Source organism: Enterococcus sp. AZ095a (assembly GCF_050546735.1).
Classification (GTDB): Bacteria; Bacillota; Bacilli; order Lactobacillales; family Enterococcaceae; genus Enterococcus_D; species Enterococcus_D entomosocium.
In genome coordinates this window covers 2,481,446-2,507,708 of record NZ_CP172953.1, presented here as the reverse complement: position 1 = coordinate 2,507,708, position 26,263 = coordinate 2,481,446, and the positions used below count along the sequence as shown (strand labels likewise).

20 protein-coding genes are annotated in these 26,263 nt (G+C 43.2%); 16 read left to right on the top strand and 4 right to left on the bottom strand.

Going from position 1 to position 26,263, the window contains the following annotated elements:
- The first annotated feature begins 179 nt into the window (after positions 1 to 179).
- The 14 genes from IGJ26_RS11535 to IGJ26_RS11470 all read left to right on the top strand — a co-directional run bounded on the left by IGJ26_RS11535 (position 180) and on the right by IGJ26_RS11470 (position 21,019).
- Positions 180 to 2,249: a BglG family transcription antiterminator gene (locus IGJ26_RS11535; RefSeq protein WP_016621398.1), complete on the top strand. Its 2,070-nt coding sequence runs from the start codon at positions 180 to 182 to the stop codon at positions 2,247 to 2,249.
- A gap of 24 nt (positions 2,250 to 2,273) precedes the next feature.
- Complete coding sequence (locus tag IGJ26_RS11530; RefSeq protein WP_015509266.1) at positions 2,274 to 2,576, top strand: PTS sugar transporter subunit IIB; 303 nt, start codon at positions 2,274 to 2,276, stop codon at positions 2,574 to 2,576.
- A 31-nt stretch (positions 2,577 to 2,607) separates the two neighbouring features.
- Entirely contained in the window at positions 2,608 to 3,897 is a 1,290-nt protein-coding gene (locus IGJ26_RS11525; RefSeq protein WP_008379073.1) for a PTS sugar transporter subunit IIC, read from the top strand.
- An 18-nt stretch (positions 3,898 to 3,915) separates the two neighbouring features.
- On the top strand, positions 3,916 to 4,308 hold the full coding sequence (locus IGJ26_RS11520; RefSeq protein ID WP_005234663.1) for a hypothetical protein: 393 nt from the start codon (positions 3,916 to 3,918) through the stop codon (positions 4,306 to 4,308).
- A gap of 22 nt (positions 4,309 to 4,330) precedes the next feature.
- Entirely contained in the window at positions 4,331 to 5,197 is an 867-nt protein-coding gene (locus tag IGJ26_RS11515; protein ID WP_430599643.1) for a class II fructose-bisphosphate aldolase, read from the top strand.
- Complete coding sequence (locus IGJ26_RS11510) at positions 5,198 to 5,818, top strand: zeta toxin family protein (RefSeq protein WP_194199681.1); 621 nt, start codon at positions 5,198 to 5,200, stop codon at positions 5,816 to 5,818. It abuts the gene before it with no gap.
- 206 nt (positions 5,819 to 6,024) lie between these two features.
- Positions 6,025 to 6,624: an NUDIX hydrolase gene (locus tag IGJ26_RS11505; RefSeq protein WP_194199680.1), complete on the top strand. Its 600-nt coding sequence runs from the start codon at positions 6,025 to 6,027 to the stop codon at positions 6,622 to 6,624.
- A 161-nt stretch (positions 6,625 to 6,785) separates the two neighbouring features.
- On the top strand, positions 6,786 to 8,096 hold the full coding sequence (locus IGJ26_RS11500; RefSeq protein WP_194199679.1) for an NCS2 family permease: 1,311 nt from the start codon (positions 6,786 to 6,788) through the stop codon (positions 8,094 to 8,096).
- 593 nt (positions 8,097 to 8,689) lie between these two features.
- Positions 8,690 to 10,168: a helix-turn-helix domain-containing protein gene (locus IGJ26_RS11495; RefSeq protein WP_430599641.1), complete on the top strand. Its 1,479-nt coding sequence runs from the start codon at positions 8,690 to 8,692 to the stop codon at positions 10,166 to 10,168.
- Between the two features lie 241 nt (positions 10,169 to 10,409).
- Positions 10,410 to 16,298 carry a MucBP domain-containing protein gene (locus IGJ26_RS11490; RefSeq protein ID WP_430599639.1) on the top strand — a complete coding sequence of 1,963 codons (5,889 nt, stop codon included), beginning with the start codon at positions 10,410 to 10,412 and terminating at the stop codon, positions 16,296 to 16,298.
- A gap of 169 nt (positions 16,299 to 16,467) precedes the next feature.
- A complete protein-coding gene (locus IGJ26_RS11485) occupies positions 16,468 to 16,812 on the top strand; it encodes a DUF7006 family protein (protein ID WP_194199677.1) in 345 nt (114 codons plus the stop codon).
- A 202-nt stretch (positions 16,813 to 17,014) separates the two neighbouring features.
- On the top strand, positions 17,015 to 18,010 hold the full coding sequence (locus IGJ26_RS11480; protein WP_194199676.1) for a LacI family DNA-binding transcriptional regulator: 996 nt from the start codon (positions 17,015 to 17,017) through the stop codon (positions 18,008 to 18,010).
- 146 nt (positions 18,011 to 18,156) lie between these two features.
- Positions 18,157 to 19,533: a PTS transporter subunit EIIC gene (locus IGJ26_RS11475; protein ID WP_194199675.1), complete on the top strand. Its 1,377-nt coding sequence runs from the start codon at positions 18,157 to 18,159 to the stop codon at positions 19,531 to 19,533.
- A gap of 43 nt (positions 19,534 to 19,576) precedes the next feature.
- Positions 19,577 to 21,019 (top strand): glycoside hydrolase family 32 protein, encoded by a 1,443-nt coding sequence (locus IGJ26_RS11470; RefSeq protein WP_194199674.1) that lies wholly within the window; start codon positions 19,577 to 19,579, stop codon positions 21,017 to 21,019.
- 122 nt (positions 21,020 to 21,141) lie between these two features.
- Here IGJ26_RS11470 and IGJ26_RS11465 read toward each other — a convergent pair whose 3' ends face one another.
- Complete coding sequence (locus IGJ26_RS11465; RefSeq protein ID WP_194199673.1) at positions 21,142 to 21,813, bottom strand: cyclic nucleotide-binding domain-containing protein; 672 nt, start codon at positions 21,811 to 21,813, stop codon at positions 21,142 to 21,144.
- A gap of 92 nt (positions 21,814 to 21,905) precedes the next feature.
- Between IGJ26_RS11465 and IGJ26_RS11460 the strand changes: the two genes are divergently transcribed.
- The gene (locus IGJ26_RS11460) at positions 21,906 to 22,562 is read left to right on the top strand and encodes a hypothetical protein (protein WP_194199672.1); all 657 of its coding nucleotides are present in this window, start codon (positions 21,906 to 21,908) and stop codon (positions 22,560 to 22,562) included.
- Positions 22,563 to 22,671: 109 nt separating this feature from the next.
- Positions 22,672 to 23,934, top strand: coding sequence for a PTS transporter subunit EIIC (locus IGJ26_RS11455; RefSeq protein WP_194199671.1), 1,263 nt, complete (start codon positions 22,672 to 22,674; stop codon positions 23,932 to 23,934).
- A gap of 56 nt (positions 23,935 to 23,990) precedes the next feature.
- On the opposite strand, the gene IGJ26_RS11450 is transcribed toward IGJ26_RS11455, so the two are convergent.
- From IGJ26_RS11450 to IGJ26_RS11440, 3 genes are read right to left on the bottom strand one after another with little or no spacing between them, the layout of a single operon-like run.
- Positions 23,991 to 24,395, bottom strand: coding sequence for an arsenic metallochaperone ArsD family protein (locus IGJ26_RS11450; protein ID WP_429976706.1), 405 nt, complete (start codon positions 24,393 to 24,395; stop codon positions 23,991 to 23,993).
- A 54-nt stretch (positions 24,396 to 24,449) separates the two neighbouring features.
- Complete coding sequence (locus tag IGJ26_RS11445) at positions 24,450 to 25,424, bottom strand: MetQ/NlpA family ABC transporter substrate-binding protein (RefSeq protein WP_194199669.1); 975 nt, start codon at positions 25,422 to 25,424, stop codon at positions 24,450 to 24,452.
- Positions 25,421 to 26,173 (bottom strand): polysaccharide deacetylase family protein, encoded by a 753-nt coding sequence (locus IGJ26_RS11440; RefSeq protein ID WP_194199668.1) that lies wholly within the window; start codon positions 26,171 to 26,173, stop codon positions 25,421 to 25,423. Before IGJ26_RS11440 ends, IGJ26_RS11445 begins: the two co-directional genes overlap by 4 nt.
- Positions 26,174 to 26,263: the final 90 nt, after the last annotated feature.

Sequence of the window (26,263 nt, the reverse complement as noted above, 5' to 3'; positions counted from 1 at the left end):
CTCTATCTAAACGTTATCTCCATCGGATAGGAAAAATAAGGGAAATATGAAATAATCGAGCAAAGATTCCTATTTTGAAATAGAAGCGTTTACATTTTTGCAAACTAAAGTGGCAGAAACATCTACTTTTTTTGTTGTAAGCGAAATCATATACTCAAATCAGAGAAGGAGAGAAAGTTGTGAAAAAACGAATCGTAGATGTTTTGCATCGCCTGTTGGTGACTGATTATCCACTATCCATCGAGCAACTGGCAGAAGAGACCGCAGCGAGTGGGCGGACGATCCGCAATGATTTGAATGAGATCAACACGTTTCTCGCTGACTTACACATCGGACCGGTCCAAACCCTTCGAGGAAAGGGCATCCTTTTGAAAATGCCCTCAAAGCAGCAAGCCATCGTTTGGCAGGCATTACAGGCACAACAGTCGGAATATATGACCCGTGGAGAGCGGAGTTTTGATCTGCTACTGCATCTGACATTTTCAAAAGAGATCCTGGTGTTGAATAAAAAAGAAGAAGCGTACCAGATATCGAAAAGCAGCATGGATGAAGACATGCGCCGTTTGCGGGCGGACATCAATAAATATGGCATTGAGATCATTAGTCTAGGAAAAAAAGGACTGCGGTTGAATGGATCGGAACGAGCGATTCGGACGATGATTTTTGACATCATCAATCAGCGGATCGGTAGGCTGCCACTTGATAAACAGACCCCAGATTTAGTCTTTACAAAATTGCTTTATCGCTATTTGCCGCAAAAAGAAATCAAGCAGATCCAACAAGTGATGCAAGCAGTGTTGCCGCCAAATCAAAATGAGTTGTACAGCAGCCAAATCTTATTATTTACCGCCATTTGGCTGATGCGCATCAGAATGAAGGAATTTATCACTCGCATGAACTGGTCTACTTCCAGCAATCCGCTCCAATGGTCAGCCTATATCCAGGCGATCGCTGAAACCTTTTCGATCGAGCCACCAGAAATCGAAGTCAACTATCTTTCTTTCATCATCGAATCACTGAATTTTAAAGATTTGTCCAATTCCATCGAATGGGCGCATGCGCAACTCTTGTCGCTGCAGCTGATCCAATTTGTGGAATGCCAAACCAAGATCCCTTTTAGTAAAAAGGAAGAAGAGTTGTTAGAGGGATTGTATAAACATATGGCCGCGCTGATCGTTCGAGCCAAGAGCGGCATTCAAGTACCCAATCCGATCAAAGAGACCGTTCGCAAAAATTATGGACAAATCTACCAAGCCGTCAAGGGATTCGCCCCCACGATCGAAGAGATCGTCGGTCAACCACTATCAGAAGATGAACTGACATTTCTCGTGATTCATTTTTCTACAGCCCTAAGTTCATTGAACCACGAGATTATTACGATCTATAAGGCGGTCGTCGTCTGTAACCATGGAATGGCAACCGGCAATCTGCTGGCAGCCAGCCTCAAGGAGAAGTTTCCAGAAGTAGAAGTTGCGGCAGTCTTGAATTCACAAGAAGTCAATTTGATCACGAAATTCGATGTGGATCTGGTTTTTTCAACCTATGAGATCGATTATCGAGAAAAGCCGGTATTACTGATCCCACCGATCATCAATGAAGAAAATCACCAAGTGATCCGCCGTTTCTTAAAAAACAATGAACAATTCAAGCGGATCGCCTTTGACCAAAAAAATGCCACGCTGTTCTTCAATCAATTGCTTACAGTCATTGAAGAAAGCGGTGGGACGGTCGATGCTGCCGCCTATCGCAAATTGACACACTTGTTTGAACAAAATCAATTAGCCATTAATGCAAGGGAGATTCAGCCAATGTTAAAAGATGTATTATCCGCTAGTCATATTCAATTAAATGTTCCTGTTCAAAATTGGGAAGAAGCCATTGAACGCTCGGCGCAGCCGCTAGTAAAAGAACAGATCATCGAAAAACGCTATATCGAGGCAATGGTTGCTGCGGTGAAGGAATACGGTCCTTATATCGTCATTGGTAAACATTTGGCGCTGGCGCATGCCCGACCAGAAGATGGCGCCCAGCAGTTGGGTGTGAGTGTCCTCACCTTGGCGCCGCCAGTAGCATTTGGGAACCCAGAAATGGACCCTGTCAAAATCATTTTTTGCTTGGCTGCGGTGGACTCCTACTCTCATCTTGCCATCATGAAGGAATTGATCGAACTTATCAATGACGAAGAAAAAGTCACGCAGTTGCTGGCTTGCTCTACGATTGAAGCGTTTCAATCATTGCTATTTTCATAAAAAATAAGAAAAGGGGAAAAAATCATGAACAAATTATCGATCTTATTCGTATGCGGTGCAGGTCTTGGCAGCAGTTTTGCGGCTCAGATGTCAACAGAAGATGTCTTAACGAAATTAGGAGTGGAGGCGAAATTGGATCATGTCGATATCTCATCAGCAGTATCAATGAAACCAGACATCATCATTACGGCAGAGAATTTTCGGACGCAATTTGAAAAGTTTGCTTTGGACCCGACAACCGCAATCATTTATTTACGCAACATCGTTTCAAAACCAGAAATCGAAGAAAAAATCATCCCAGTATTAACGGAAAAAGGCGCACTGTAAGGAAGAGGCATGACGAAGGGAGTTTGAAAAAATGGGCATCATCAATTTTATCATTGATAATATTTTAACGCAGGCATCGATCACGATCGCTTTGATCGCGATGTTAGGGCTGTTGCTTCAGAAAAAGTCAGCAGGTCAAGTCATTTCAGGAAGTTTGAAGACGCTATTGGGCTTCCAGGTTTTAAGCGCTGGTTCTAGCATCATCGTCGGTAGTTTGACCTATTTCGGCGAGATTTTCACAGAAGGATTCGACATGCAAGGCATAATCCCTTCCATCGAAGCCATCAACGGGCAAGCGATGAATGAGTTGGGCTTGGGTCGGGACATAGCGCTGACATTTTTAGCCATCTTTGTTTTTAATATTTTATTGGCACGCTTTACAAAATGGAAATATATTTTCTTGACGGGTCAAGCCATTTTATGGATGGCGACCATGACGACGGTCTTTGGCTATTTCGCTGGTTTACGGGGCGTTGTCTTGATTCTTGTCGGTGGGTTGATTGGGGCGATCTTTGCCGTAGCGATGCCAGCGATGGCTCAGCCCATCATCCGCAAAGTCACTGGTTCAGACGACATTGCTCTCGGACATTTTTGTACGATCGGCTACCTCTTTGAAGCAGGCGTTGCCTATCTGTTTGGAGAAAGAGGCGAGAAGAAAAAATCGATCGAAGACATCAAACTGCCACGTTCTTTTGAATTTTTACAAGACACCTATCTTTCTGTCATGGTCGTGATGGTTCCACTGTATATCGTGACGGTCTTGTTTGCTGGAGAAACCTTTGCTTCTACGCTCTCTGGTGATCAAAACTATATCATGTATGCCTTCTTGCAAGCCATCCAATTCGTGGTTGGGGTCTATGTTTTGCTAGCCGGTGTGCGGTTGCTCTTAGGCGAGATTGTCCCAGCGTTTCGTGGGATCGCCATGAAATTGGTGCCCGATGCAAAACCCGCACTCGATTGCCCGGTGTTCTTCCCATATAGCCCAAACGCAGTTATTTTAGGCTTTATTACTACAACGATTGGGACAGTCATCGCCATGTTCGTTTTACCAGTCTTTGGCTTGGCGATGATCTTGCCGGGGATGCTGACGAACTTCTTTGCCGGCGGTACCGCTGGGATCTTCGGCAATGCGGTCGGTGGACGTCGAGGGGCGATCATCGGAGGGATCTTCCACGGTTTCTTCATTACGTTACTACCAGCACTACTTGTGACGATCTTCAATCAAATGGGCTTTGTTAACGCTACGGCAACTGATGTGGATACCGTCACGGCAGCCCTGCTATATGCTTGGATCATCAGTCCATTGTTGAAAAACTTTTAATCGCTAGGAGGAAGACGCATGTTCTCTTTTTTCAAAAAAGAAAAAAAGCCCACAGAAACACCAGCGGTTCCTTTGACCGCTGAAGAAAGCCAAGAGGCAGAAGCGCTTATTAAAACTTTAGAAAGTCAGTTGCAAGCAGAAACCGACATCGACGAACAGGCAAAATTGTATGAAGCGTTAGGCTTAGCCCAGGCAAAACTTTCTCGCACAGAAGAAGCGATCGACGCATTGGAAAAAAGTTTGCAGGCGAAGAAATCGATCGGGGACGGCTACAAAAAACTGATGTCCCTTTACAATGCTCAGCGTGCCGCCGCCGCACGAAATGGCGACGATGCAAAGATCGACTATTACATGGATAAAATGGAAGAAATGCGGCAAATCGCCAAACAACTTACGATCAGCGGCAATTAAACTAGACGAGGTGGAATCAAGGATGTATACAACATTAAAAGAAGTAACGAAAACAGCAGAAGCATTGAATTTTACAGTGGGGGCTTTTAATACCCATAATTTAGAAATGCTGCCAAGCATGCTGCGGGCAGCCAAAGAGATGGGGGCACCTATCATCATTCAAACAAGTATCGATACGGCGAAATACATCGGCTATGATGTCTTGGTAAATGTCGTCAAAACGATTGCCGATCACGAGCTGGTGGACGCTGTCTTGCATTTGGACCATGCCAGAGATTTCGATGAGATCAAAGCGGCGATTGATAGCGGCTATAGCTCGGTGATGTATGATGGTTCGCATTTGCCCTTCAAAGAGAATATTTTGAAAACGCGCGCAGTCGTAGAATACGCCCATGCCTATGGGGTGTCCGTCGAAGGAGAACTAGGAACGATCGGCGGCACAGAAGAAGGCATTCATGTGGAAGAAGACGATAAAGTCTTCACACGCCCAGAAGATGCAGTAGAATTTGTCGCTGCTACTGGCGTCGATGCGCTAGCCATCGCTATCGGAACCAATCACGGCCAATTCCGCTCCAAAACCGAAGTGAATGTTGAGTTATTGAAGGAGATCCATGCAGTCGTCGACGTGCCGCTAGTCATTCATGGAGGAACTGGCGTCAAAGAAGAAGATTATCCTGAATTGATCAATAACGGCATTCGCAAGTTTAATGTAGGTACTGAATTGTTGGTCAATTGGACGAAGATTGCGAAAGAAAATTTTGGGGCAACGGAAGTCAACAAATCATTGCGCCACAACGTAATCCCATCCAATGAAGCCATCAAAGAAATCGTCAAGCACAAGATCGGCCTTTTCATGAATACGAAAGCGCCGACTGAGATCGGCAAATAGATGGTACGCAAAAAGATGCTTGTTTTATTGGCAGGCAGCCCTGGGACTGGAAAAAGTTATTTACTGAATCTGCTGAAGGCACGTTTTCCCAATCTTTTCGCTCTTACGCCAGATGAAATCAAAGAGTGCTATGCCGAATCCCTTGGCTTTGATTCATTGGCAGAAAAAGCCCAGATCGAAAAGCAGTATGTTTGGCCTTTTTACTATCAGGCATTGGGCTTGTACATGTCTCTAGGAAAACGCTTGGTGGTCTCGGAATACCCCTTTAGTGAAAAGCAGAAGCCCTTGCTGACTTTTCTCGCTCAAAGTTATGGCTACGACTGCTTGACCATACGTTTGACTGCCTCGTTTGAAACCTTATGGGAAAGACGTTTCATACGTGATCGAGCGGATGACCGTCATTTGAGTTTTATCATGGAACGATACCATTACGGGGATGTGCTGGAAGATAGACAAGCTGCAACCAACCATATAACCAAAGAAGTGTTTCGGCAAATCATCACCGATCGCCGTTACGATGACTTTCAGTTAGGGGAGCTTATCGAAGTCAATGTGGAAGATTACAAGCAAGTGGATTATCGCCCATTGATCGAGAGAATCGCAATTGAGCTAAGTAAATAAGCAAAGCAGTGGGCGTTATACCTGTTCTAGGTACATGCCAACTGCTTTTTTTGAGGAGCTATTTCTCATGATTCAGCTTTTGGGGAAGTTTAGCTGTCAAAGCAAGACGGATTGTTTCTTATGTCTCAGAAGACTTTCTTTTGCAAAACCGCCGATTTCCTCTAGAATAAGAAGCATAACAGAGAAATGGAAAAGGCGGGGAATGGATGAAAGATTATTTTGCGCAATACAAACGCCTGTTATCGATCGCTGAAGCAGGTTTGTACTATGGCAAAGATGTGTACGATAAGGAACGATACCAAGAAATCAAAGAGTTGGCATTGCATTTGATGAGTACCGTCGTGGATCAAGACGCAGCTGCGTTGACCATTTTAACAGAAAAAAATGAGGGGTATCCTACACCTAAAGTCGACGTACGAGCATTGATCCAAAAAGACGAAAAAATCTTGCTAGTGGAAGACAGCCTGACGAAAGAATGGTCACTGCCGGGTGGCTATGCAGAGATTGGCTTGACACCTCGGGAAAACATCAAAAAAGAAGTGCTGGAAGAAACCGGTTTGCTAGTAGAGGTGAAGGAGCTGCGAGCAATTTTTGATACGAATCTAAGACAAGACATTCCGCAAGTGTTTCAATACTATAAGTTGGTCTTTGAATGTGAGGTTCTGGCAGGGGACTTTATCAAAAACAGTGAAACCTCCAACAGCGATTACTTTGCGTTGAACGAGTTGCCAAAGCTTTCCATCAAGCGCACCACCAAGGAACAGCTGGAGCAATTGGTGAATGAGAAGTCGTTACACGTTGATTAGAAACAACTAAGGGTAAGATGTTGGAAAAAGCGTTTTATTGGTTTTTTTAACCGGATAATATTTACTTGCAGATAAAGTTGGTTTATGATTGATTTCGTCGTTTTCATTATAAAAAAATCAAGCAATGGCGACACCTTTGCTTGATTGCTGGAGGAGTAAAAATGAAGAATCAAATCAATTCCTTTTTTGGGCTGGATGTCTTACAAACAACGGTTAAACGAGAAATCTTAGCTGGTTTTACCACCTTTATCTCAATGGCCTATATTCTATTCGTCAATCCAACGGTCCTTGGGGCATCTGGGATGGACGAAGGTGCCGTCTTTACAGCAACGGCGCTAGCCAGTGCATTGGGCTGTATCTTGATGGGGGTTTTAGCAAAATACCCGATCGCTACGGCACCCGCATTAGGGATCAACGCCTTCTTTTCTTATTCAGTTTGTATTGGAATGGGGGTTCCATGGCAAACAGCATTAGCGGGTGTGTTTGTGGCATCACTGATTTTCATCGTGATCACGATCTTCAAATTAAGGGAGCTGATCATTGATGCGATCCCTGCTGATTTAAAATACGCCATCTCTGGCGGGATCGGTCTGTTCATCGCCTTTTTGGGACTGAGCGAAGGCGGGATCATCGTTTCCGACGATTCGACCCTTGTGGCACTAGGCTCATTGAGTGTCGGTACGACGTGGCTGACGATTTTTGGTCTAGTGATCACTGCCGTCTTGATGGTTCGCAGAGTTCCTGGTGGAATTTTTATCGGGATGGCCGCAACAACTGTTTTAGGTCTTTTGACTGGCTTGATCCAAGCACCATCCAGTATCGTTTCTGCTGCACCAAGTATTTCTTCCACATTCTTAGTGGCGCTAAACCATGTAGGAGACATCAACTCCCTGCAAATGTGGGTCGTAGTACTGACTTTCTTACTCGTCACTTTCTTTGATACCGCAGGCACCTTGGTGGGGCTTGCCAACCAAGCAGGCTTCATGAAAGACAACAAAATGCCGCGGGTCGGCAAAGCACTTGCTTCTGACTCCACCGCCATGCTCGCCGGTTCTTTATTAGGGACCTCACCAGTAGGGGCGTATGTGGAATCTTCCGCTGGGATCGCCGTGGGCGGTCGTTCTGGCTTGACTGCTGTGACGACTGGAATTTTCTTCTTGTTCGGCTTGTTCTTTTCACCATTGCTATCCGTTGTCACTTCTCAAGTGACGGCACCAGCACTGATCGTCGTAGGTGTATTGATGGCGCAATCGCTGCGAGAGATCAAATGGCACGAAATGGAAATCGCAATCCCAGCCTTCTTGATTCTATTAGGCATGCCGTTGACCTACAGCATCTCCGATGGGATCGCGTTGGGCTTCATCTTTTACCCAATTACCATGTTAGCAGCCAAACGCGGCAAAGAAGTCTCACCAATCATGTACGCCTTGTTCTTTGTCTTTCTTGGGTTTATGTGGATTTTGAATGTGTGAGGGACAATTTAAGAGTAGGAATTGTATTCCTATATGAAATGAAAAAACAGTCAAGCTTGAGGCTTGGCTGTTTTTTTATTTGGAATAACTGGAAAATAGATGTGAACATTGATTTTTAAAATGTCTATATGATAGTACGTATGATTGAGGATTTTCTATTCAATCAGAAATAGTCAGAGTTGTGTTCTAACTACTCTTGAGAAGAACGCTACTTCTCAATAAAAAAGTGAATTGATTATATATCAAATTATGGATTCGATTTTCAACTTATAATTTTTCACCATATTTAGCTTTAAGGTGAAATATAAAATATCCTGAGAGATGTTGTTTCAGTTTTCCATTCTTATTTTTTTACAATTTCTTCAACTGATCTATTTCATTATAATATCTTGTTAAAATTGTGGTAGCTGTTTAATATACTGTTTGGCTTCACTTTAATTATTTTTAAATTATCATTAAATAGAAATAGTTTATAGGAAATGGATATTTTTAGCTTATTTTTTCAAATATCATAGATCAAATAAGGTATGATTAAATGAATATACAATGTTAAGATAGGTATAGTGATTTTGATTTGAATTGGAGGTGTGTAGATGAAAAACTTACAACTGAAGTTTATTGCTGACCCGACAACTGTTCGTTGGTTTCGGATACTAAACCTTTTTGAACGCACTCAAATAGCGACCAAAGGCCAATTAGCTAAACTAAATGAAGTTTCTGAACGGACGATTTTAACTGATATAAACAAGTTAAAAGAATATTTTTCTGATAGTGCTAAAATTGTTTCAACCAATAATGGCTATCTTTTCGAAAAAAAGAATTCCCTACGATTTATTGAACAAAAAGAAAAGCTATTGCAAAATGAAATTCTGTTTGAATTGTTAGGGAATATTTTCTATGATGAACTAGAGGATGTAGCGGAATTGATTGACCGTTTTCACCTTTCTGAAACGTCTTTTCGACGCTATTTGAGACGAATTGAGCCGGTTCTTAAAGAATACGGCTTAAAACTATCACTTACTCCAATTGATTTAAAAGGTGATGAAGCAAACATCCGAAAATTTTTCAAAGACTTTTATTATGAAGGAGAAATGACCCCTCACACGTTGGTTCCTCCTAAAGAGATTCATGGATTAATCTATCAGACTTTTTTATCGAAGTTAACTGAAGCATCAGTTGGAACAGGTACTTCGCCGATTGAATTTTATTACAGTCTATATATTGCTATTGAGCGAGTACGACAAGGAAAAACAATCAAAGTACCATCAAAGCTTTATAAAAATGTAATGAATAGCAAGGACTCCAATAATCTACTTTTGATCCAGCAAAGAATTCAAAAGAACTATCAAGTTGAATTAGGAGTAAACGAGCTTTGTTGGTTATATTTAGCTACTATTGCCAAGCGTCCTTTTGATCGAGTCGATCAAGATAAACTATTTTGTGAACTGTTACAATTAAATGATTCTTTAACTGTTCTAACGGAAAATTATCTAAAAAACTACTTTCCAGAATTACACACAACCGAACTATTTTGGGTTTTCGACGCTTTTTTCCTTTCGAGATATATCAATCACTTGATTTCTCCGGTCCAAAATAAAATAATGTCTGAGATTATAGAAAAAACCAAGTTTGAATGTAAGGAATCATACATGAAAAATCGCCATTTTCTGCGCTCCTTTCTATCTAAATTAGATTTAACAGAAGACTTTTTGGAAGATATGGCGACTAGCTTAACATTGCTATCAGAAAGACTGCGGGAACAATGGTTATATAAAAGGAAGAAAATTGTTTTTTTATTAGAAGGCGATCTATATGTTTGTCAAATGATAAAATCTCGAGTTTTTCAATATTTTGGTGATCGGCATCAAATCTTTTTCATTGCGATTCCTGCTTTGACGGAAGATTTTTTGAATCAAGAAGATATTGATCTAGTTGTCACGAATTATAGTGAATATCTATCAGAGTATAATCTAAGTACCAACTGGTTACTATTAAAAACAGTACCTGATAAACAGGACTGGGGACTATTATTCAGAACAGTCGAACCTCAAATGTTCGAACTTATAAAATAATTAAATAATAAACATATTTTAAGTCTATTCAAAAGCAGGGAAAGCCTTTTGAATAGGCTTTTTTATGCTGTATTTCCCCCCAGGGTGAAAAATACGATTTTTGTATTCAAAAGCAACCTTATATACTCTTCTTTAGAACTTAGTATCCTTTTATGACTATGCGGGTTCGAAGGTGACTGCCTGAATAATAAATGATCATGATTTGAGAAATTGAAGCGAAAAGAATAGGAGTGTTAGGAAAGTGATACGCAAGTTAGGGTATATTATGTTGGTCATTACAATGGCATTAGGACATCCCATCACTGTATTAGCAAATACAGTTGTAGATGTTTCCCAAAATGACAGGGTTAAAAATAATCAGGAAATGACGGATCTTTCTATTGGTGAAGCTTTTACAGCTGAAGAAACGGAGGGAATTACGGAGCAGTTTGAAGAGAGTCGATTGACAGATGCGGAACAATCGACGCTATCTACTGAAGACAGTTTAGATACTACTGAATCTGTGGACCCTAGCGAAACAGAAAGCAGTATAGAGGCAGAAACATCTGAAAGCTCTTCTAAGGATGAATCCAGTGAAGCTAGTTTAGATAGTAAGGCGGAAGTCAATCAAGAGGAATCAGAAGAAGTGGCTGAAGGTCTATGGGGAACCGTTCCTTGGACATGGGATGAGGAAACGAAAACAATTGCGTTAGAAGAAGGGGCAGCCGGCACGTCAGCCACAGCACCTTGGAAAACCTACACGAATGTTGTTCAAATTTCTGTTAATGGCAAGGTTATTTTTCCAGAAGATGTTTCATGGTTGTTTGGATCACCGCAAGCGCAAGCAGCAGAACGTCTAACAGATTTGCTGACGATTGAGCATGCAGGAAATATCGATGTGTCAAATGTGACAAACATGGATCGCATGTTTCATGGCGTTACTACACTAAAAAATATTGATGTATCAAATTGGAATGTATCGAATGTGACGGACATGAATGGAATGTTTGGACAAACCAGATCTTTAGCAAGCTTAGATGTGTCAAATTGGGATGTATCAAATGTACAAAATATGGGAGGAATGTTTAATTCAGCAGAGTCTTTAACGAGTTTGGATGTTGCAAGTTGGGACGTATCAAGCGTGACGAATATGCGTAGCATGTTTGGTCTAGCCAGATCCCTATCCGACTTAGACCTTTCAAACTGGGATGTTTCCAGTGTAACTGATATGGGCTTGATGTTTAATGCGGTTAACTCTCTCACAAGCTTGGATCTTTCACGTTGGGATGTTTCGAGTGTAACAAACATGTCGAATATGTTTGGAGTAGCGACTTCATTAGTTACTATTGACGTGTCAAACTGGGACGTGTCGAATGTCACATCGATGCTGAGTATGTTCAGTTCGGCTAGAGCGTTAACGAGTCTTGATCTTTCGAGCTGGGATGTAACGAATGTTACAAATACGAATAATATGTTTGACATGACCCAATCGTTACGTGAACTGACCTTAGGTGAGAAATCTATTTTTGCTTCAAACGTAAGATTGCCAAGAATCAACGCAGGTCTACCCTACTCTGGAAGATGGATAGAGCGTATCAATGATGAGGGGGATAACGGTTCAACTCCAGTAATTTATGCTTCATCTGATGAGTTTATGAATCAGTATGATGGCAGTAACCCAGGGACATATGTTTGGGAAAGGTTAATCTCAGCACCAGTGACTATACGTTATGAAGATACCGAAGGGAATGAGTTATCTGAACCAGACATGCTAGATGGGGAGGTAGGAGAACGATACATAAGTGAGCCCAAAGAGATTCCCGGTTGGTCTGTTGTAGAAACACCAGCCAATGCATCAGGTAGATTTACTGAAGAAGAACAGGAAGTCATTTATGTCTATGAGCGATCAGACTCATTAGTCAGAGGAACATGGGGAACCGTTCCTTGGACATGGGATGAGGAAACTCGAACAGTTGTGCTAGAAGAAGGAACAGCTGGCACGCCAGCCACATCCCCTTGGCGAATAACTTATAGAAATGTTACTCGAATTGTTGTAAATGGTACGGTCATTTTTCCAACCAATTCAGCCTATATGTTTTCTGGTCATACCCTTGATACACGATTAACAAGTCTGGAGACTATCGAGAATGCAGAGAAAATCGATGTCTCGAATGTAACAAACTTTGGTTACATGTTTCATAGCGCTAGCGCATTACGTTCAGTGAACGTTTCAAATTGGGATACATCTAATGGAACAATCATGAACTATATGTTTAATGGAAACAGCAGCTTAACTGAATTGGACGTTTCAAATTGGGATACCTCCAATGTCACTGGTATGTTCTTTATGTTTCAAAATGTGAATCAGTTAACCGAGCTGGATGTCTCGAATTGGGAAACAGGTAATGTTACGAATATAAATAATATGTTTAATGGTGTTAGAAGAGTGACCAAGTTGGATGTCTCAAACTGGGATACCTCTAAAGTCGAAGGAATGCAGGGGGTCTTTCAAAATACTGCTAGTTTAACAGAAATCGATGTCTCGAATTGGGATACCTCTAAAGTAAAACGAACAGACTATATGTTCTATAATAATTTGACCGGTGATTGGGTCAGTAAATTGACTACGATTGATGTTTCAAATTGGGATACTTCAAATATAGAAAACATGATGAGTATGTTTGGGGGAGCAAGAAACTTACTTCATTTAGATGTGTCAAATTGGGATACCTCAAGCGTTACCAATATGTTTAACTTATTTGAAGTAACACCGAAAATAGAAGAATTGGATTTATCAAATTGGGACACCACAAATGTTGGTTCTTCTAGTTCTGCATTTGCTGTTGCTAGTGGGATGTTTAGAGGAATGAATGGACTCAAAAGATTACATTTAGGAGATAAGACGACCTTTTTACATCTAGCAGAAAATCTCCGTCCTACTTTGCCAGAGAATGTGATGCCTGCTGAACTGTATACAGGTAATTGGATCTTTGAAAAAGACCTTGAGGGGAATCTTTCCACCGAACATTTAACCCTGACACCAACTAACTTTTTTCATGAATATGACGGAAGCAAGACTGGTACTTATGTGTGGGAAAAAAAGGAAGCACAACCAGTTACAGTTCGATATGAGGATGTCGATGGGAATCCACTGTCGACTGAGACAATTTTAAACGGTACGATAGGACTTCCTTATGAAACTGAAGCAAAGGAAATACCAGGGTGGTTCTTGACAGAAACACCGAGTAACGCTTTTGGAACATTTACCGCAGAACCTCAAGAAGTGATCTATGTTTATGATCGCTCCGATGCGGCATCAGTGACGGTCAAGTATGAGGATACCGAAGGAAAGCAACTGTCGGAACCAACGATTTTAAGCGGGAAAGTTGGTCTACCATACGAAAGCGAGCCAAAAGAAATCCCTGGTTGGTATGTGCCAGAAACTCCGAGTAATGCTCATGGGATTTTTGGCGAAGAAGCGCAGGAAGTGATTTATGTTTATGCTCGATCGGATGCAGCACCTGTAACAGTCAAATATGAAGATGCCGAAGGAAATCAATTGTCAGAACCTACGATTCTAAGCGGGAAAGTTGGTCTACCATACGAAAGCGAACCAAAAAAAATACCTGGTTGGTATGTGCCAGAAACGCCAAGTAATGCTCATGGAATTTTTGGTGAAGACCCACAGGAAGTGATCTACGTTTATGATCGCTCTGATGCGGCACCAGTGACGGTCAAGTATGAAGATACCGAAGGAAATCAACTGTCGGAACCGACGATCTTAAGCGGAAAAGTTGGTCTGCCATACGAGAGCGAACCTAAAGAAATTCCAGGCTGGTATGTGCCTGAGACACCAAGCAATGCTCATGGGATTTTTGGTGAAGACCCACAGGAAGTGATCTACGTTTATGATCGCTCTGATGCGGCACCAGTGACGGTCAAGTATGAAGATACCGAAGGAAATCAACTGTCGGAACCGACGATTTTAAGCGGAAAAGTTGGTCTGCCATACGAGAGCGAATCTAAAGAAATTCCAGGCTGGTATGTGCCAGAGGCACCAAGCAATGCCCATGGGATTTTTGGTGAAGACCCACAGGAAGTGATCTATGTTTATGCTCGATCGGATGCAGCACCAGTGACGGTCAAGTATGAAGATACCGAAGGAAATCAACTGTCGACACCGACGATCTTAAGCGGGAAAGTTGGTCTACCATACGAAAGCGAACCAAAAGAAATACCTGGTTGGTATGTGCCAGAAACGCCAAGTAATGCTCATGGAATTTTTGGCGAAGACCCACAGGAAGTGATCTATGTTTATGATCGATCGGATGCGGCACCAGTGACGGTCAAGTATGAAGATACCGAAGGAAATCAACTGTCGGAACCGACGATCTTAAGCGGAAAAGTTGGTCTGCCATACGAGAGCGAACCAAAAGAAATTCCAGGCTGGTATGTGCCTGAGACACCAAGCAATGCTCATGGAATTTTTGGTGAAGACCCACAGGAAGTGATCTACCTTTATGATCGCTCTGATTCAGCACCTGTAACAGTCAAATATGAAGATGCCGAAGGAAATCAACTGTCGGAACCGACGATCTTAAGCGGAAAAGTTGGTCTGCCATACGAGAGCGAACCAAAAGAAATTCCAGGTTGGTATGTGCCAGAGGCACCAAGCAATGCCCATGGGATTTTTGGCGAAGACCCACAGGAAGTAATTTATGTCTATGATCGCTCTGATGCGGCACCAGTGACGGTCAAGTATGAAGATACCGAAGGAAATCAACTGTCGACACCGACGATCTTAAGCGGGAAAGTTGGTCTGCCCTACGAAAGCGAGCCAAAAGAAATCCCCGGTTGGTATGTGCCAGAAACGCCAAGTAATGCTCATGGAATTTTTGGCGAAGCCCCACAGGAAGTGATCTATGTTTACGATCGATCCGATGCGGCACCAGTGACGGTCAAGTATGAGGATACTGAAGGAAATCAACTATCTGAATCAACGATTTTAAGCGGAAAAGTTGGTCTGCCATACGAAAGCGAACCAAAAGAAATCCCCGGTTGGTATGTGCCAGAGACACCAAGCAATGCTCAAGGAATTTTTAGCGAAGACCCACAGAAAGTGATCTATGTTTACGACTGCTCGGATGCGGCACCTGTAACAGTTAAGTATGAAGACACCGAAGGGAATCAACTGTCGGAACCAACGATTCTAAGCGGAAAAGTTGGATTGCCCTATGAAAGCGAACCGAAAGAAATTCCTGGGTGGTATGTGCCAGAGACACCAAGCAATGCTCAAGGAATTTTTAGCGAAGACCCGCAGGAAGTGATCTATGTTTACGACCGCTCGGATGCGGCACCAGTGACAGTCAAATATGAGGATACCGAAGGAAATCAACTGTCAGAACCAACGATCTTAAACGGGAAAGTTGGATTGCCATATGAAAGCGAACCAAAAGAAATTCCAGGCTGGTATGTGCCAGAAACACCGACTAATGCTCATGGAATTTTTAGCGAAGACGCACAGGAAGTAATCTATGTTTACGATCGCTCCCATGCGGCACCAGTGACGGTCAAGTATGAAGATACCGAAGGAAATCAACTGTCAGAACCAACGATCTTAAGCGGAAAAGTTGGTCTGCCCTACGAAAGCGAACCAAAAGAAATTCCAGGTTGGTATGTGCCAGAGGCACCAAGCAATGCCCATGGGATTTTTGGCGAAGACCCACAGGAAGTGATCTACCTTTATGATCGCTCTGATGCGGCACCAGTGATAGTTAAGTATGAGGATACTGAAGGGAATCAACTATCGAAGCCAACGATTCTAACTGGGAAAGTCGACATGCCATATGAAAGCAAGCCAAAAGAAATTTCTGGTTGGACCGTGATGGAAATACCAACCAACGCCTCTGGAACGTTTGCGAATGACGTCCAAAAAGTGATTTATGTCTATCAAAAAGAAGGAAATAATGGTGGACAAACTTCGCCTGAAAAAGAGAATCCAGAAAATGACAAAAGAGATCCTGCAGATCCAAAACTTCCCCATACTGGGGAAATGATGGCGGGGCAACGAATCATGCTCATTGTTGGATCACTACTACTATTAATTACCTTAATCATTATCTTTGACAAAAAGAAAAATAAAGACAGGTAAGACTTACATTAGTCAATATTAAAAAAAGCAGCAAAGCCCATGAAGGTTTTGCTGCTTTCTCAAATCTAAAACTAGTTACAAAATAGAGTATTCAATAAATGAAAAGGGATGCGTAGTCCTTTTATGGTATGTGAGAATAATCAGTAAGAGCGGAGAGGAGTATAAGAAAATGTTGTTTGCGACGAAAAAAGAGTATGTCAATTATTTTCAAAAAGAGATAGATCGTTTGCCAAGAGAGAAAGACACGCTGGAAGACTATTTAGAAAAACAAGTAGAACGATTAAATCAACTAATTGAAGAAATTTCGAAAGAAACCTTTTGGGAGGTCACTCCACAAATTCTTGGGATTGATGCAAAATTGGGCCTTTTAGTTGATTTATCTAAGTATGAGGAGTTTTCAGACAACGACATCATAAGAATTATTGAGAGCGACTATAAAAATTATTTTAAAGAATTGTGTGGGTATGATCTTAGTATGGAAACGAAAAACTCAATCGTTTTTAATGTCTGCTGAAGACACTCTTTTTATTGATCTTAGTACTTGTAAAAAAGAAGATATCTGAATCAATACTTTGTCTGCAATTATTTTTATCAGCACTTAGCATTAGGAGATGAAAAAAATACTTGATCTTTCCCTCCTATTTGTTTTTTACGCAAAACCTGCGCTTTTCTTTCAGTTATTGTTATAATAAAAGAAAAAGCAAAGGTGGGAAATCATGACAACGATCAAGGACATTGCTGAAAAGGCGGGAGTAGCGAAAAGTACGGTTTCCCGCTATCTGAACAATGGCTATATCAGTGAAGAAAAGCGCAAAAAAATTGATCAGATCATTGCTGAAACTGGTTATCGCCCCAATACATTTGCTCGATCGCTGAAAGCCCAAGACACGAAATTGCTGGGCGTGATCATTCCTCGATTGAATTCGCCCTCGACAAATGATGTGTTAAAAGGGATCGATACGACGGCTCGGGAAAACGGCTATCAAATGCTGATCACCAACTCTGATCAAAGCGATGAACGGGAACTAGAAAATATCGAAATGCTAGTCAAACAAAAAGTAGCAGGGATGATCCTTTTTGCGCGCAAAATCACGCCGCAGCTGCAAGCGGTGCTGGCAGAGGTTCCTATGCCGGTTTTATTGTTGGGCCAACAGTTAGCTGGCATTCATTCCATCGTCCATGAAGATTATCAAGCGGGCAAAACCATGGCAGAATATGCAGTCAGCGCTGGCCACCGACGTTATTTATTTGTTGGGGTCAGCGAGAATGATTATGCGGTAGGTGTCTTGCGAAAAAAAGGATTTCTTGATGTCTTGGCACAAACGCCCAACGTCAAAGTCGACTTTATCGAAACGTCTTTTTCAAGAAGAGAAACGTACCAAAAAGCCCTTGTGTTCTTGAAAGATCAACCGGCAACGTACATCGCCTGTGCTACCGATAATATTGCTGTTGCTGTATTGAAAGCCGCCCATGAACTAGGGTACCAAGTGCCGAAAGACTTTTCCTTGAACGGATTTGGCGGCTATGATTCGACGGATTATGTCTATCCGACCATCACAACGACCCAATATCCCTATGTCCAGTTAGGCATCGATGCCGTCTTAACGATCCAAAAACTGACGCAAGGGGAAGAGGTTCCTGAAGTGATCGAATTGCCGAATCGATTAGTGGTCAAACAGTCGACTGCCAAGCGTGAAAAGCAGGAGAAATAAAGCAAATATTTTTAGAGAAAACAGGACGACCATTTGCGGCGTTCTGTTTTTTTATTTTCTTTGCTTGCAATTGCAAACGGTTTCTGTTAATCTACAAATGTAGAACCGGTTCCACAAATAAACCGACGATCAAAGGAGTGGGAAAAATGAAGGAACAAAAAACGATCGACCAAGTGTTAGAAGCTGTTGGCGGCAAAGAAAATGTCAAAAACTTTGAACACTGTGCCACACGTTTGCGCTTGATTTTGAAAGACGATCAGTTAGTAGATAAAGACAAAGCGGAAGCAGTTGAGGGCAGCAAGGGCTATTTTTTCAACACGGGACAACATCAGTTCATTTTTGGAACAGGAAAAGTCAATGAAGTGTATCAAGCCTTCGCCGCTGAAATGGGCAATGAGGCCTCCGCTGAAAAAGCTGGCTTCAAAGATGATGTTTATTCGAATCTGTCACCCGTCCAAAAAGTTGTCCGCACGTTGTCAGATGTCTTGGTGCCATTGATTCCAGCTTTGGTAACGACGGGGCTTTTGATGGGGATTCGGGGATTATTGACTGAGTTGGGGGTCACCTATAGTGCTGACTGGTTAGCCATGTTTGAAATGTTAACGGATACAGCGTTTGCCTTTTTACCTGTTTTGATCGCCTATAGTGCGACGAAAAAATTCGGCGGTAATCCGATCATCGGAATCGTGGTAGGATTAATGATGGTGGCACCGCAATTGCCGAACGCTTGGGCAGTTGCCAGCGGGGATGCAGAGCCATTGCACTTATTCGGTTTATCGATCTCTGGGTATCAAGGGTCGATTTTTCCAGCAATTATTGTCGGGATCTTAGTTTCTAAGCTAGAGAAATGGTTCCGTAAATTTGTTCCACAAATGATGGATTTGATCGTGACACCATTCTTAACGATCGTCATTACTTTAGGTTTGATTTTGTTTGCGTTAGGACCAATCTTGCAAGTAGCTGAAAGAGCAGTCATCAACAGTATCGTCTACTTGGTGCAAGCGCCATTGGGCATCGGTTATATCATTTACGGAGGGGTTCAGCAAGTGATCGTGATCACTGGATTGCACCATTCGTTAAGTATTATTGAGTTAGGGTTATTGAATACGACAGGCGAAAACGTTCTACAAGTCTTAGGTACGGCAAGTATGGCGGGACAATTCGGGGCTGCGATCGCTGCGGCATTTATTTATAAAAACAAAGTCAAACGCTCAAATGCCATCAGTGCGGCGGTTCCAACCTTATTTGGGATCACTGAACCTTTACTATTTGGGGTCAACTTACGCTCGATGCGGATTTTTGGCGCAGGCATGCTGGGGGGCGCAGTCGGCGGGTTTGCGACGTATGTCTTCCAATTAGCTGCCACTGGGATGGGCATCACTTTTATTCCAGGACTATTGTTGTATACTGGAGATTTCGGTGCCATGCTGAAATACGTTGTCGTGATTTTGATTGCCTTTGCAGTCGGTTTTGCTGGTGTCCAATTGCAGCGCAAACCGCTAGCCAAAGAGTTGAATCAATAAATAATCCCTTGCTGTTCATCGGCAAGAGAAAAGAGGTACCGCATTGTTAACGAAGGAATACTGGGCACAGCTTGCCCAAACACAAAACGAATTAGCAGAAAAAATCAGTGCCGATGCGTGGCGCTTGAACTATCATTTGATGCCAGAAACAGGATGGATGAACGACCCGAATGGTCTTTGCCAATTCAAAGGCGTGGTTCATTTTTACCATCAATATGTACCGCAAACGCCCCATGGCGGGGAACCACCTCACTGGGGACACAAAACGTCGACGGATTATGTCACGTTTCAAGAAGAAGCGCTGTTTCTTTCTCCCGAACATGAGTATGACAAAGATGGAGTCTACTCGGGTTCTGCCTTTATCGAGAATGACGCGATCCATTTCTTCTATACGGGGAATGTCAAACATCCTGGTGATCATGACTATACCTTTAGTGGACGAGAACAAAACACGGTCCATGTAATCAGCAAAGACGGCTATACCGTCGAAAATCAAGAAGTCGTGATTCCTCATGAGCACTACCCTGAAGGATTTACCGATCATATTCGTGACCCAAAAGTTTTTGCCCACGAAGACAAATACTTCATGCTGCTAGGCGCGCGTACGTTGGAAAACGAAGGCAAAATTTTGATTTATGAATCGACGAATTTAAATGAATGGACCTATCGAGGAATCTTTTTCGGTGAGGACTATGCTCTAGGCTACATGTGGGAATGCCCAGATTACTTCCATTTAGATGGCAAAGATGTGTTGGTCTTCTCACCGCAAGGCTTGGCTGCCAAAGAACATGCCTGTCAAAATATCCATCAATCAGGGTATCTGATTGGTGAGGTGGATTGGGAGACTCTGACGTTTAAAGAAACTTCTGCGTTTCGCGAACTTGATTATGGGTTTGACTTCTATGCCCCGCAAACCTTTGAAGATGAGCAGAAACGCCGCATCTTATGGGGCTGGATGGGGCTAGGGGATACCAGTCCTGAGTACAGCAATCCTACGATCCCTCGTGGCTGGCAGCATGCCGCAACGCTGCCAAGACAGCTTTCGGTCAAAAATGACCAGTTGTATCAAGAACCTTTGCCAGAATTTCAAAAATTGCGGGACAAGCAAGTCAGCCAAAAAATTGTGCTTTCAGAGAAACCGCAGCACTTGTCTTTCGATGAATTGGCATATGAGTTGCAAGTTACGGCGGAAGCCCCATTGCAGCAGTTCCAGCTTGGACTTTTGCAAGATACGACTTTGGCTTATGAAGCTGGTGTCTTCACGATCCATCATGGCGTTTCTGGCTACGGTCGTAAACAGCGCAGTGTCAAGGTCGATGAACTGACGCAGCTGCAGATTTTTGTCGATACGTCTTCGATTGAGATCTTCCTAAATGGCGGGCAATATTGTTTGACCTCTCGCGTGTATCCAAAACGGACCGAGGCGATCGCTCTCAGCGGAACCGGCACGGTTAGTGTCAATGCTTGGGCATTGGCGAAAAAATAAAGCAACGATCCGAAAACGACAGCAAACAGTTGGTTTTTCTTGTTGCACCCCCAAGAGTCAGCTTTTTCTCTGGCTTTTAGGGGGTGTATCATACCAACTATTTTGCTGTCGTTATTTGCTTGTTACTGCTTTTGTTGGTTTTGGATAAAGGTCTGCAGCGCAGGCGCATCGATCCGATAGCCGTCTGTAGTTTTTGTGACTAGTTTTTGCGTTTTGAAATCTTTTAAGGTATACGTCAAATGGCGATAGCTCACGCCTAAGTATTCGGCGGTCTCCGTCAATTTTTCTTGAAAAAGATTATCGATCGAAGCTTCCAACAGTAGATGAGCAAGGCGCCAAGCTAAGGGATAGGTTTGATTGACGGAAAAATGATCCATACGCAGCAGCAATTTTTCACCGATAGTTTTGCCTAGTGTTTGTACGAAAGCCAGGTCTTGCATGAGCCCGTGAGCTGCTGCTTGCATCGGAATGCCCAGACATGTTGTTTCACCGATCGCAACCACGGTTTTCGGTACTGTTTCGGCGCCAATCAACGTGAGATCGCCAATGCAATCACCAGGATGGAGAAACTGCAGCAAGGCACGTTTGCCGTTTTCTTGCGTTTGAATGATCTTGGCTTTGCCAGTCAATAGGACGAAAAAGACCGACATCGGCACCGTTTCTTTTTGGATCGCTTCTCGATGATCAAAGGTCCAGAGGGCACTTTGTTGTAAAATCTCCTCAGGAATCGGCAAGGGGCAGCTTTCTTTGATTGGTACCTGCTTTATTGCCAAGGCATAAGCGGTTTTTTTCACTTTTTTCCTCCAAACTAGGAGAAATCTCCTATTTGTTTTTAGTCAGTATAGCACATACTTAGAAAAGCAAAAACGAAAGTGTGGGAGAAAAAATGAATAAAAAGCAATGGATAGGATCAGGGATTTTTTATGGGCTGAGTGCATTCGGGATCAGCTTGACCATTAAAGCAAGCGTTGGGGTCAGTAGTTTTAATGCCTTGAATGTTACGCTGGCAACGATGTCAGGAATCAAAGTCGGCACCATCACAACAGCCATCAACTTGGGCTTTTTAGCTGCCTGTTGGCTATTGGATCGGCGGCAGACGCCCCTCAAACAAAAAGGCAGTGAGTACTTGATTATGTTTTTCGCTTTGCTGGCTTTCGGCTATTTGATCAATGGCTTTGTTTACTACTTCTTGGCATCGCTGCACTTGACGAATTATTGGAGCCAACTAGCTGCTTTGATCGGTGGGATCTTGATTTCTGGAACGGCGACGGGACAAGTCCTACGGTTGCAGGTCTTGAAATTTCCAATCGAGCACTGGTGTCATTTGCTGGCGCAACGCAGTCGTTGGACATTTAAGCAGTACCGTTATGGCGTTGATGCAGTCTGTATTTCGGGGGCACTCTTGCTAGCGATCAGTTTGGGCTTACCGCTAGCGGTGAGGGAAGGGACGGTCATTAGTTTCTTTTTGCTGTCAGGTGCCATCGCTTGGTCGAAGGAACGTGATTTGGCAGGGGCTTTACCCATTTGGCAAAGAAACAGTTAGCCAGCAGTATTCTTGGAATCGGGAAGGCGTCGAGTGTTTTAAAAATGCAGAAAGCGTTTTTTATGCTACTCTTATTAAAAAATCGAGATGTTTAGTAGGAGGAGACAGGATGAATCGGTTGATTGAAGGGTTTCAGGAAAATTTTGCACCAAAATTGGTTAGGATCAGTGAAAATCGGTTTTTAGTCGCCGTGCGCAACGGAGTCGCCGTTACGATGCCGCTGACGATTATCGGCAGTCTCTTTTTGATTTTAGCCAATCTGCCTTTTCCCGGATGGACCGATTTTGTCGGGGAGTTTGGCGTCAAACTAGGCGCCGCCAGCAATTTTACATTTGGGATTTTGGGACTGGCCGCTTGTATCGGGATCGCCTACTATTTGGCGGCTTCGTATGAGATCGATCGGATCGGTTCTGTCGTGTTGGCAGTCTGCGCGTTTTTGCTGCTGCAGGCGGGGGAAGAATGGACGATCGATCCAGCTTCTTTGGGGGCATCTGGTCTGTTTACAGGAATCGTCACAGCGATTGCGACAGTAGTGATCCATCGCTTTTTTCTCAAGCACCGCTTAGTGATTCGGATGCCAGCAGAAGTGCCGCCCGCAGTTGCCAAGAGTTTTTCGGTCTTGCTTCCCGGAGCTGCCATCATCACTGGTGCCTGGGTGATTCGGGTCTTGTTGGAATTTAATGTCAATCAATTCGTGCAAGCCATCTTTTCACCGCTGGCAGTTGGTCTAAACACATTGCCTGGGATGCTGTTGTATACCTTTTTGATTTTGTTGCTTTGGTGTTTAGGGATTCATGGCAGCAATGTGATGGGGAGTATCGGCGATCCGATTTTTCTAGCTTTATTAGCAGCCAATACCGATGCCTACACTTCAGGCGAACCGTTACCGAACATTTTTGCAGGCGGGTTTTATATCATGTTTTTGTGCTATGGAGGCACTGGTTCAACACTGGGGCTGATCATCAACATGTTAGTTTCAAAGAAAAAAGCCTATCGTTCCCTAGGGAAGATGGCTTTGCCCTCTGCTATTTTTTGTATCAATGAGCCAATCATTTTTGGGTTTCCGATCGTGATGAACCCTATTATGATGATTCCTTTCATCCTGACACCCCTTGTATTATGTGTCGGAACGTATTTCTTGTCGGTCACCAATGTCATTGGGCGAATCATGTTCAATCCACCGTGGACCACACCGCCCTTTATCAATACTTACCTTGCAACCGGCGGCAATATCCCTGCTGTTCTTTGGAGTATGGCTTCCTTACTGATTAGTGTGGCGATCTACTATCCATTCTTTAAAATCAGCGAACGAAGTTTAACGGAAGAAGAAAAAGGCGTTACCGACGCAGTTGCTGCGAAGGGGGAGAACTAAACGCTTATGATTGGCACGTGGTGCGTTGTTTTGTCTGGCAAAGAAAACAGAGGCTGCTACTCATCAAATTGCACAGTGATCCCAGATTTCGTCAATTGTTCCCATTCACGGATCGTTGGCAAGCGACCTTGGCAAAATAGCTGATCGTCGACATAAACGAGTGGCAGACAGCTGCGGCCATAGCTTGCTAATTGCTGCCTGACGGCTTGATTCGTATGAAAAGGGGCAGAATCTTCTGTAAAGAAGTATTCGTCGATCGTTAAAGGTTCGTTATGGAATGTTTGATGAGCCTGGGTCCTTTCTTCATTTATTTTTAACGGGTGAGTCAAGTGTGCTTCCCAAGTATCTTCTTTCTGGTCGGCATAAACAGCGATCGTTGGCATTGCATCAAATCCTTTCATGGCAGCTGATTTGTCAAAAGTATACCTGAATTTCTTGCCACGAGCAAAAAAGAGTGTCAAAAAGAAGTGAAAAGACAAAAAAAGACGCAAATGCGTCTTTTTTGTTGTTTCTTATTAGTCAGCGGGTAAAAAATCGAAATTGGTCAACTCGTTGTAAGAATACGCTTGGTCGATTTGACCCTTGTCTTTCGTCCAAGCAATGATTGCGTCGAATTGCTCTTGCGGCACTGCCTGGGCATACGGATAGTCTTCCTGGCTGTCTAAGTAAGTACTCATAGCATCTGGAAATTGATAGTCTGCCAAGATGTCGGCATAGTCTGTTGCTGAATGAGCATTCATGTAATCGATGGCTTCGTTGTAAGCAGTGTAGAATGCTTTTAGGTCTTGCGGGCGATTTTGGATGACTTCGTCCATAAATTGCAGTGTGCCGCCTTTGATGCCAGCTTCTTTAGAGCTGCCTAAAACAATCGCCCCTTGGGCAGCCAACATGCTGGCTTGCGGTTCCGTATAAACAGCGCCATCGACTTGGTCATTGAGCAATGCTTCGGAACGGGCAGAAAAAGAAGCGATATCCACGATGTCATAAGTAAAATCATTTTCTTGTGCAAATTGATCCATGATGTATTCTAAAATGAAATTCGGTACAAGGGTGATTTTTTTATCCGCTAACCCTTTCATCTCAGTAATCCCTGAATTCGGTGAAGCGAGAATCTTGAAGTTTTCCAAAATATCAGAAGTGATCGTCATATCGATGCCGTTTTGCTTGAAGGTCGCTTCTGTCATGACATCGCTGATGGTACCATCCAGCTCGCCTGCCTGCACCGCCACATTGCGGTCATTCGGGGAAGTGAAGGATTTGAGTTCCACAGTCAATCCTTGCTTTTCGAAAAAGCCTTCTTCTTTTGCTAGAATGATCGGAATCGCTGATTCTGCTGGTAACACCCCGATCGTCAATGTTTGATCCGTTACCGCAGCTTCTGTACTGCTAGTGCTGGAATTGCTGGTACTTGCTGTTTCGCCAGTGTTGCCGCATGCGGCAGCGCCGACAGCGAATAGTGCTAGGATACTTGCTAAAATCGTTTTTTTCATTGGTTCATTTCCTCGTTTCTAAATCGTTGTTCAAAAGCAGCCATTGGTAGTGAGAACGGGATGACAGCCCGATGGAGTTCCATTGGCTTGGTTTTTGTCGTATTGATGCCAGGTTTGGTTGTAAATGCCAGAACAAAGCCTTCCTTTTCTAGTGTTGCGATCGTCTGCTGATCATAAAAGCCAAAGGGATAGGCAAAAACATCCTTGATGGCCACGTGCTGATTGCAGCTTCGTAAGTCTTGCGCAAAGGCTGCCGGTGTTTCCCACATTGACCGCCCTTGCTGGTCCTTGCGTTCGTGAAAATGAGCGGTATGATTGGCATATTCGAAGACATCGCTCATTTCGGCTAATTCGGCACTGCTCAATGTCCGCGAAACTTCTGGTTCGTAAGGCTGAGGGGCATCAAAAAGCCAGCCGGTCACGACAAAGGCAGTGGCCTTGAAACCAGCTTCCTTCAACAGTGGGTAGGCATATTCTTTCATTGATTGATAACAGTCGTCAAAGGTCAGCAACACGGATTTTTCTGGTAGCGGCTGTTGCCGGAAATAAAAATCTTTGACTTCTGCAAGGGTCAACGTATGGTAATTTTCTGCTTTCAAAAAGTCGATTTGTTGTTTAAAATGAGAAGTGCTATTGAATAAGGGCAGAGGCAAGGCATCTTGATAGCCGTCTGCGACTTTGATCAGGCGCACCTGATCATAAAGTTCTGCTTCGGGACGTATTTCATGAAATACGAGGGTCTGAAACATCATAAACCATCCTTTCTTGTCAATCACGCAAAAAATAGTATAGCATAAAATGTGAAAACCAACACAAATAATTTTAAGAAAGAAGTTTAT

Coding starts and splice junctions, on each gene's coding strand:
- IGJ26_RS11530 (WP_015509266.1), top strand. CDS start 2,274: ATGAACAAATTATCGATCTTATTCGTATGCGGTGCAGGTCTTGGCAGC.
- IGJ26_RS11525 (WP_008379073.1), top strand. CDS start 2,608: ATGGGCATCATCAATTTTATCATTGATAATATTTTAACGCAGGCATCG.
- IGJ26_RS11520 (WP_005234663.1), top strand. CDS start 3,916: ATGTTCTCTTTTTTCAAAAAAGAAAAAAAGCCCACAGAAACACCAGCG.
- IGJ26_RS11515 (WP_430599643.1), top strand. CDS start 4,331: ATGTATACAACATTAAAAGAAGTAACGAAAACAGCAGAAGCATTGAAT.
- IGJ26_RS11510 (WP_194199681.1), top strand. CDS start 5,198: ATGGTACGCAAAAAGATGCTTGTTTTATTGGCAGGCAGCCCTGGGACT.
- IGJ26_RS11505 (WP_194199680.1), top strand. CDS start 6,025: ATGAAAGATTATTTTGCGCAATACAAACGCCTGTTATCGATCGCTGAA.
- IGJ26_RS11500 (WP_194199679.1), top strand. CDS start 6,786: ATGAAGAATCAAATCAATTCCTTTTTTGGGCTGGATGTCTTACAAACA.
- IGJ26_RS11495 (WP_430599641.1), top strand. CDS start 8,690: ATGAAAAACTTACAACTGAAGTTTATTGCTGACCCGACAACTGTTCGT.
- IGJ26_RS11485 (WP_194199677.1), top strand. CDS start 16,468: ATGTTGTTTGCGACGAAAAAAGAGTATGTCAATTATTTTCAAAAAGAG.
- IGJ26_RS11480 (WP_194199676.1), top strand. CDS start 17,015: ATGACAACGATCAAGGACATTGCTGAAAAGGCGGGAGTAGCGAAAAGT.
- IGJ26_RS11475 (WP_194199675.1), top strand. CDS start 18,157: ATGAAGGAACAAAAAACGATCGACCAAGTGTTAGAAGCTGTTGGCGGC.
- IGJ26_RS11460 (WP_194199672.1), top strand. CDS start 21,906: ATGAATAAAAAGCAATGGATAGGATCAGGGATTTTTTATGGGCTGAGT.
- IGJ26_RS11455 (WP_194199671.1), top strand. CDS start 22,672: ATGAATCGGTTGATTGAAGGGTTTCAGGAAAATTTTGCACCAAAATTG.
- IGJ26_RS11445 (WP_194199669.1), bottom strand. CDS start 25,424: ATGAAAAAAACGATTTTAGCAAGTATCCTAGCACTATTCGCTGTCGGC.
- IGJ26_RS11440 (WP_194199668.1), bottom strand. CDS start 26,173: ATGTTTCAGACCCTCGTATTTCATGAAATACGTCCCGAAGCAGAACTT.